General features: G+C 38.2%; 7 protein-coding genes. All 7 read left to right on the top strand.

Annotated elements, in window-relative coordinates; translation table 11 throughout:
- Nucleotides 1–118 precede the first annotated feature (118 nt).
- The 7 genes from PHT93_RS14660 (at nucleotide 119) to PHT93_RS14630 (ending at nucleotide 8,899) form a co-directional block, all read left to right on the top strand.
- On the top strand, nucleotides 119–3,400 hold the full coding sequence (locus tag PHT93_RS14660; protein WP_300244423.1) for a TonB-dependent receptor: 3,282 nt from the start codon (nucleotides 119–121) through the stop codon (nucleotides 3,398–3,400).
- A gap of 12 nt (nucleotides 3,401–3,412) precedes the next feature.
- On the top strand, nucleotides 3,413–5,155 hold the full coding sequence (locus PHT93_RS14655) for a RagB/SusD family nutrient uptake outer membrane protein (protein ID WP_300244421.1): 1,743 nt from the start codon (nucleotides 3,413–3,415) through the stop codon (nucleotides 5,153–5,155).
- A gap of 122 nt (nucleotides 5,156–5,277) precedes the next feature.
- Nucleotides 5,278–6,264, top strand: a complete 987-nt coding sequence (locus tag PHT93_RS14650; RefSeq protein WP_300244419.1) for a GSCFA domain-containing protein — start codon at nucleotides 5,278–5,280, stop codon at nucleotides 6,262–6,264.
- A gap of 12 nt (nucleotides 6,265–6,276) precedes the next feature.
- Entirely contained in the window at nucleotides 6,277–7,170 is an 894-nt protein-coding gene (locus tag PHT93_RS14645) for a hypothetical protein (RefSeq protein ID WP_300244417.1), read from the top strand.
- A gap of 16 nt (nucleotides 7,171–7,186) precedes the next feature.
- Nucleotides 7,187–8,083 (top strand): glycerophosphodiester phosphodiesterase family protein, encoded by an 897-nt coding sequence (locus PHT93_RS14640; protein WP_300244415.1) that lies wholly within the window; start codon nucleotides 7,187–7,189, stop codon nucleotides 8,081–8,083.
- Nucleotides 8,084–8,110: 27 nt separating this feature from the next.
- Nucleotides 8,111–8,401: a hypothetical protein gene (locus PHT93_RS14635; RefSeq protein ID WP_300244413.1), complete on the top strand. Its 291-nt coding sequence runs from the start codon at nucleotides 8,111–8,113 to the stop codon at nucleotides 8,399–8,401.
- A gap of 78 nt (nucleotides 8,402–8,479) precedes the next feature.
- Nucleotides 8,480–8,899, top strand: a complete 420-nt coding sequence (locus tag PHT93_RS14630; protein WP_300244411.1) for a hypothetical protein — start codon at nucleotides 8,480–8,482, stop codon at nucleotides 8,897–8,899.
- Nucleotides 8,900–9,008: the final 109 nt, after the last annotated feature.

The raw sequence follows: 9,008 nt of genomic DNA, 5'->3' as shown, positions 1-9,008 counted from the left end.
TCTTAATAACCATTTGTGCATTTTTCTAGTAGAAGAGTGCTGCCTTTTCTTTGTCTAAAAATTGAGTTATTAACCGAAATCACCTATTTAAACGTGATTTCACAGACATAATTTACGTATGAAAAAAAGTTTAGTTGTGTACATTTCTATTTGTTTGGGCCTTTATTCTTTGCCACTTCAGGCTGAGAATATATTGGGATCAACAGTAATACGTACTGAAATTAGTCAACAAGGTAAAAAGCTTGTGCAGGGTATCGTAAAAGACATTAATGGTGAGCCTATTATTGGTGCTTCTGTTGTAGAAGCAGGAACTGCAAATGGAACTGCGACAGATTTTGATGGTCGTTTTTCTTTGCAAATTTCTCAAAATTCGGATTTACAAGTGACTTATATGGGGTATAAACTTCAAAAAGTTACTGTCGGTAGTGAAAGCAACTTAACCGTATTTTTAGAAGAAGATACGCAACTCTTAGGGGATGTTGTGGTTGTTGGTTATGGTGTGCAAAAAAAAGTAAATTTAACAGGAGCTGTAGAACAGATTACTGCAAAAGAATTTGAAAACCGTCCGATAGCGAATGCTTCTCAGGCTTTGCAAGGAAAAATGCCGAATGTTAATATCACATTCAGTGGTGGTGATCCAGGTATAGGTGGATCTATTAATGTACGTGGTAATACTTCTCTGAATGGAGGTTCACCACTTGTGTTAATAGACGGAGTGCCGGGGGATATGAACCGTATCAACCCGAACGATATCGAGTCGATCTCAGTGTTGAAAGATGCTGCTGCCTCTGCTATTTATGGAGCCAGAGGAGCATTTGGTGTTGTCTTGATCACGACAAAGAATGCCAAAGAAGGAAAAATGAGTGTAGCATACAGTGGCTATTTTGCTTCATCCAGTCCGACTGTTAGTACGGATTTTATAACAAATGGTTATGAGTCTGTTATGCTGAATGATGAGGCTTTTCTTCGTACGAATGGGAATACTTATACGCGCTATTCAGAAGAAGATTATGCGGAGTTAGAGGCTCGAAGATACGATAAGACAGAAGATCCCTCTCGTCCCTGGATAGTCATTAAAAATGTAAATGGAAAAGATATCTATAATTATTATGGTAATTATGATTGGTGGAATACGATGTTTACGAAAACTCAACCTTCACAATCACACAATGTAAGCGTTTCAGGAGGAAATGAAAAGTTAAACTTTTTACTTTCTGGTAATATGTATATGAAAGATGGTATTATGAAGATTAATACGGATAAGTTCAGATCGTTTAATTTCCGAAGTAAGATCAATGCGCAGCTATTCCCATTTTTACGTATATCAAATAATACACAGTATTATGATAAATCGTATAAATACTATGGAAAAGAAGGAGGAGGAAATGCAAACTTCACGAATATAACCGTGCACGCGTTACCAGCGTACGCACCGTTCAATCCTGATGGAACAGCGTCTTACAATACATTGAAAAATAATTACTCAATAGGTGACGGTTCAATCGCTTTGTTATCAGATGGAAATTCTAAAGGCGTAAAAGCCATTCATGAGTTTCAGACGACTACAGGGCTTGTCTTTCAACCTATAGATCAACTTGCATTTAATGCTGATTATACGTATTCACACTATATCGCTGATGATTGGTATAGAGCAACGGTGGTAAAATACTCAATAGAACCGGGAGTTTTACAAGACGTCCCGAACTATAACACGGATAAATATACGAAGACAATGTGGTTTGATCCCATGCATGTATTTAATGCATATGCAAATTATAATGATAATTGGGGTAAACACAATGTCTCGGCAACGGCTGGTATTAATTATGAGAATAAACAACATAACCGGATTATGGCGTCCCGAAAGAATTTATTGTCTGAAACATTAAATGATCTGGAATTGGGTACGGGGGATATGACCGTTGGCGGTGGAGCTTATCAATATGTCTTGTTTGGTGCTTTTTTTAGAGCAAACTATGGATATGCAGATCGTTATTTGTTAGAAATTAATGGTCGTTACGATGGTACTTCAAGGTATAAGCAAGGTAAACGGTTTGGCTTCTTTCCTTCTGTTTCGGCAGCTTGGAGAATAAGCGAAGAGGCTTTTTTCGAATCGGCAAAGGATGTGGTTGGTAATTTAAAACTAAGAGCCTCCTATGGAACTTTGGGAAATCAGTTGATTGGAAGTAGTACAGCTTCAGCAAACTACTATCCTTATATATCTTCTTTGGGAATGTCGTTGAATAGTTGGATCATGGATGGGCAAAAAACACAGACTGTAAGTTCTCCAGCTCCGATTTCCAATGATTTGACATGGGAAAAAGCAACAACTACCAATATTGGTCTGGATTTTAGTTTGTTTAATAATCGTCTTTCATTTACCGGTGATATTTATCGTCGTGACACAAAGGATATGCTGATACCGGGAGAAACATTACCGGCTGTGTATGGAGCAACTTCTCCGAAACAAAATGCGGGAGACTTACGTACACAAGGGTATGAATTGACTATTACATGGCAAGATAAACTGCAGTTAGCCGGAAAAACATTGAATTATGATGTTTCGTTTATGTTAGGAGATTCAAAGTCTAAGATCACAAAATTCAATAACCCCACTAATCTTTTAAGTAATCATTATGTCGGAAAAGAATGGGGTGAAATCTGGGGATATAAAATTGCCGGTTTTTTTGACTCTGATGAAGAAGCAGCGGCTTGGACTGTAGATCAAACACAAGTTGGCAGTTCGGTAACAACTGCTGCAGGAGATTGGGGAAAACTACGAGGTGGAGACTTGAAATTTGTTGATATTGATGAAAATGGTAGAATTGATAAAGGTAAAAATACACTTGATGACCATGGCGACTTGGTTAAGATCGGTAACTCTGAGCCACGTTATAATTATGGAATCAATCTTGGTGCGGACTGGAATAATATAGATTTATCAGTATTCTTTCAGGGAATAGGGAGAAGAGATTGGTATCCGGGAACAAATGCCGATAAATTCTGGGGCCCTTTTTCGCGTCCGTATTATTCATTTTTACCTGAGAATTTTTCAAGCCTGTTATGGACAGAGGATAACAAAGATTCATATTTTCCTATTTTGAGAGGTTATACTGCTTTGAGTACAACAGGACCGTTGGGTGCTGCCAATGATAAATATATTCAAAATATTGGTTACCTCCGTTTGAAAAACCTTGTGATAGGCTATACTCTCCCTGCAAATCTGATGAACAAGATAGGTGTGGATCGTTGTCGTTTTTATGTTAGTGGCGAAAATCTGATTACATGGACTCCTTTTGAAACAGATTATATAGATCCGGAACAGCCGATTGCAGATAGTAACGGTCGTACTTATCCTTTGTCTAAAACCATTTCCGTAGGCTTAGATATCACTTTTTAAAATGTTGTTAAGATGAAAAAGATTACATATATATTCGTGTTATTTCTGGTTCTGATATCCTGTGACAGTCAGTTGGAGCAGTATCCTAAAGACGCAATTAGCCCAGAAACCTTTTTTAATACTGCAAATGACCTGAAACTTTATACAAACTCTTTCTACGGAGCTTTACCGAGTGGTGAAGGGGTCTATAATGAGTCCGTAGATAATATTATAAAGAATTCGGTCTCGGATGAATTAAGAGGTAGCAGAACAGTTCCGACCAGTGGTGGTGGATGGAGTTGGGGTAACCTGAGAAATATAAATTTCTACTTGGTAAATTCTGCTAAATGTACAGATGAAGCGGCACGAAATAGATACGATGGTGTTGCGAAATTTTTCAGGGCATATTTTTATTTTGGCATGGTAAAACGCTTTGGAGATGTTCCATGGTATGATACTGTAGTCAGCGAATCTGATTCAACTTTATTAAAGAAGCCTCGTGACTCACGTGAGCTTATTGTGTCTAAGATGATAGAAGATCTGGACTTTGCAATTAAATATCTACCTGAAACAAAACGGGTGAATGAGGTTACCAAGTGGACTGCATTAGCATTGAAATCACGAGTTTGCCTATATGAAGGTACTTTTCGTAAATATCATGCAGAATTTAATTTGTCTGGTGCAAATGAATTACTTGATGAGTCAATTGCCGCTTCCGAAGAATTAATAAACAGAAGCGGATATACGCTTTACTCAACCGGTAAACCGGCATCTGATTATATGAATTTATTTGCCTCAATTGATCCGATAGAATCGGAAATAATCTTAGCCCGCACTTTTAGTGATGCCTTACAAGTCTATCATAATGTCAATTATTATACAATGACGGCTTCTTACGGTAAACCGGGATTGGAAAAACGATTTATTAATTCTTATCTGATGCGTGATGGAAGTCGGTTTACGGAAAAAGAAGGATATGAGACAATGATGTTTGTTGACGAGGTGAAAGATCGCGACTATAGATTGTCACAAACAATCCGTACCCCTGGTTATACCCGTATTGGAGAAACAACAAAACTTGTACCCGAATTTGGTTCGACAGTTACCGGATATCAATTGATTAAATTTGTTGCTGGTACGCAGTATGATACTTACGAAAAAGCATGTAACTCAATGCCAATATTTCGATTTGCAGAAATGTTGCTGAACTACGCTGAAGCGAAAGCAGAACGAGGAACGTTAACTCAGGAAGATTTGGATAAAAGTATTAAGCGTTTACGTGATAGGGTAGGTATGCCTACATTAGAGCTCTCATCTGCAAATAATAATCCTGATAGTTATTTGTCAAATCTGTATCCGAATGTATCGGGTGCAAACAAGGGTGTAATATTGGAAATCCGCCGTGAACGTGGAATAGAGTTGGTGATGGAGAACTTTCGCTGGGATGACGTTATGCGTTGGAAGTCCGGTTCTGTTTTTATTGAACAGTTCAGAGGTATGTATTTCCCGGGAGTTGGTGAATATGATTTAGATGAAGATGGAAAGATGGATCTATGTATATATAAAGATTCTAAACCAGATGCTGGTAATCTTCAATATCTGAAATTAGATAGTGAAATAAAATTGGAGAATGGTGATAAAGGTCATATTGTTGTAAATCCTCAAATTAAGAAAGTCTGGGATGAAAATAAGGATTATCTGTATCCTATTCCTATTCAAGAACGTCTTCTTAATCCATATTTGACACAGAATCCGGGTTGGAATGATGGAATATAATCTGATGTAAATACGTTAAAGAAAGTCGCACAGAGAATGTTTTGTGCGACTTTCTCTTTTCTTTTTTATTTGTGTTTTTCCGGTAAAACCACTAATATTGTAGAAAGGAAAAATAGCATAGTATGGAATTCAGGACAAGCGTAAAGCCTGAGAAGGTTTTGTTCACTTTCTCTCATTCAAAATCAATACTTCTGATGGGATCATGTTTTGCAGAAAATATGGGCGCAAAATTGGCGGATCACTTTTTTCCTGTTGAGATAAATCCTTTTGGCACGCTTTATAATCCGGCCTCTATTGCGGAGGGACTTCGAATGTTAATGGAAGAAAAACAGCTCGAAGCATCCGATCTGTTTTTTTATCAGGAGATGTATCATAGTTTTACGCATCATAGTCGTTTTTCTGCTTCAACGCAAGAAGACTGCCTGAAGAAAATAAATGAACGTTTACTGACTTCCTCTTCTGCTTTAAAGATGGCTGATCGATTGGTGGTGACTTTTGGTACGGCTTGGGTATATAAGCTGAAAAGTGATGGACGGATTGTTGCTAATTGCCATAAATTACCGGAAAAGACTTTTGTTAGAACACGGTTGACCGTTGATGAAATAGTAAACGATTGGTCTTTAGTGCTGGATTTACTGCGGCAATATAATCCGGATTTAAAGATCTTGTTGACCGTTAGTCCCGTGAGACATTGGAAAGATGGAGCTAACGAAAATCAGATAAGCAAGGCTACCTTGATTTTGGCAATAGAAGAATTACGCAGACTCAATCCTATGCTTGTAGATTATTTTCCTGCTTATGAAATTATGATAGACGAGTTGAGGGATTATCGGTTTTATGCAGATGATATGTTGCATCCTTCCGCTTTGGCTGTGGACTATATCTGGAGTTGTTTTGCCGATCAGTATCTTGAACATGAATCTCATATAGTACTAAAAGAATTGACGGAGATCAGGAAAGCTTTGGCACATAAGCCTTTTAATTCGGCGAGTGAGGCTTATCATAATTTTTTGAAACAAACTTTACAAAAGGCTGAGACACTTAATAATAAGATAGGAGGAGGCCGTTTGACAGATGTTATTGATGAACTTAAAAACAAATTACGATAGAATAATCAGATTATGAACTTAGGTAAAATGAAGAAGGTATTAGGAGTTATAGGGTTGGTTCTGTTTACAACAGCATGTACGGAGACAAAAAAAGAACAAAATATGGAAGAACAAGTTAAATCAAATCAAGCAGTTGCAGATCTGGTTGATGGAGATGTTATTGCCGGTATAAATCTGACTGTATCGGAGGGAAAAAGGTTAATAGCCAAGGGTATTGCTAATTGCCCGGCAGTAAAAGCAAAATTGCAGAAAGGAATTGTGATTATTACCAGTGGGTCAACAAATACATATATTGCTGAAGAGTTGACAGGGCTGGATGCTCCGCATGGTAGTTTTATGACGGGAAATATAACCCCGCAGGGAACTCCGGGAGTGAATGAAGGATTTGAACGTGTTCCTAATATCGTATTGATTGATGGAAAGAAAGTTGAAATGGATTTTGAAGAAGCCTTAAAACAGACCACAGAGGGTGATATTATCTTTAAAGGCGCTAATATGCTGAACTACGAGAAACATCAGGCGGCTGTTTGTATTGGCGCTCCTGATGGAGGAACAACAGCTCGTGTTCGAAAAGTGACCACCGGTGAAGGAAAGGCAAAACTGATCGTTCCTATCGGATTGGAAAAGCAGGTTTATGGCGACTTGAATGACTATGAAGAGATAGCTTCCGTAAAAACAGAGCAGTTAGCTTACGTCCCTCGTGTCTGGGTGCATAAAAATGCAGAACTATTTACTGAGATAGAAGCCATTAAAACATTTGCCTCTGTGAATATAATTCCGTTTGCTGCGGGAGGACTTGCCGGGCGTGAAGGTGGTATCTCTCTTGCCGTATATGGTTCTAAAGAAGAGGTTCAAAAGGTGTTGGATATAGTCGCCTCTGTTCAGGGAGAAGTCCCTTTTAAATGATGGAAGGATAGTGAAAATGGTGAAAAGACAAAGCGGTGTTACTTTATTATTGGGTGTTCTGTTTACGATCCTCTTTTTGGCCTGTGGAAACGGAAAAGAAAAAACGGAGAATAAAGTAGAAACAGCGACAGATATCCAAAAAATGTTTGCTTATCGTAATGACAATTCGCTTATGATAAGTGGACACAGAGGTAGTCGAGGAATTCAAAAACCGGAGAATAGTCTGGAAACTTTCCGGAAAATAACAGAGGAGATGCCTGTTTTTTTTGAAATTGATCCCCGATTGACAAAAGATAGTGTGATTGTTTTAATGCATGATGAGACATTAGACAGAACAACGACGGCTACAGGAAAACTTTCAGATTATTCTTGGGCAGAATTGCAGACGGTCTATTTAAAAGATTCTGAAGGACAGCCGACAACCGACAGAATACCTAAATTGGAAGATGCCATACGCTGGAGTAAAGGAAAAGTGGTGCTTAATTTAGACAAGAAAGATGTTCCCATGAGCATGATCGTTGATCTGATTAAAAAATGCGATACCGAAGAATACATTATGTTGACTGTTCATACCGGTGCCCAAGCCCGATATTATTATGACAGATTTCCCCATATAATGCTGTCTGCTTTCATTCGTAATGAAAAAGAGTACGAAGATATGGCCATATCTGGCGTCCCTTGGGAAAATATGATTGCGTATGTAGGATATACGATAGATGACAAGAATAAAAAGATCGTGGAACGATTGCATAAACAGAACGTCAAATGTATGACTTCCGTTGCTCCAACCCACGATAGGTTGGACACAAAAGAGAAACGAATAGAAGCCTATAAACTTGAAATCGCTAAGAATCCGGATATTATTGAATCAGATTATCCTCTTGAGGTCTGGCAGGCATTACGTGAAAAATAAAGATAACCAACAAATAATTATATTATTATGCATAAAGCCTCACGATTCTTTTGTTTACTATTCTTGTTCTTCATTTTATTAATAAATGGAGTAACTATTTATTCTCAGACAAGTCAGTTAGGAGGGACAGACGGGTTAGGACGTATTATATTTCAGAACAAAGATGTAGGAGACGTGAGAAAAGATGCAAAAGTTGGTGTGTTTTATTTCTTGTGGCAAGGCGACTTTCGTTCTCAAACCTCTGAGAATGCGTGGGACTTACACGAAATATTTACAAAACATCCGGAAGCATTTGAGGATGCAGATCATTCTGCTTAGGGTGGAGGAACCGGTAAATACTATTTTTGGGGTAAGCCTATATATGGGTATTATCGTGGAGATGATTATTGGGTACACTTGAAGAATGTTCAATTACTCGCAGATGCAGGTGTGGATTTCTTAGTGATTGATGCAACAAATGGAATTGCTTATCCGGAACAGGGTAATTCTTTACTCCTGGCGATGGAGGCTGTTCGTAAACAAGGAGGGAAAGCCCCCCAGATTGTTTTTTATACGAATACAGCCTCAGGGAATACCATGCAACTTATATATGACTCGTTTTATAAAGAAGGAGCGACATATCGATATCCGGACAGTTGGTTTATGCTTGATGGAAAGCCATTGATTATTGGAATTACTAAAGAAATACAGGAACGTAATTATAAGAACTTTTTTACGTTTCGGGAGTCTCAATGGCCTACTGTAGGTGAGGTTGTGAATGGTTGGCCGTGGATCGAATTTACTCGTCCTCAAAAAGTATCACTATTAACCGACTAAAATTCCAGACAGTCGGATTTGTTTAATTACACGGTCTGTATCGTGTTATATTTCTTTTTTTCGAAACCCTAGCCCCTGTTTATAAAGCCAGCCTAAGCTGGATTCCAGG

Source organism: Massilibacteroides sp. (assembly GCF_028705895.1).
Classification (GTDB): Bacteria; Bacteroidota; Bacteroidia; order Bacteroidales; family Tannerellaceae; genus Massilibacteroides.
Note: the sequence above shows the minus strand (reverse complement) of the source record. Positions and strands in the feature narration are given on the sequence as shown.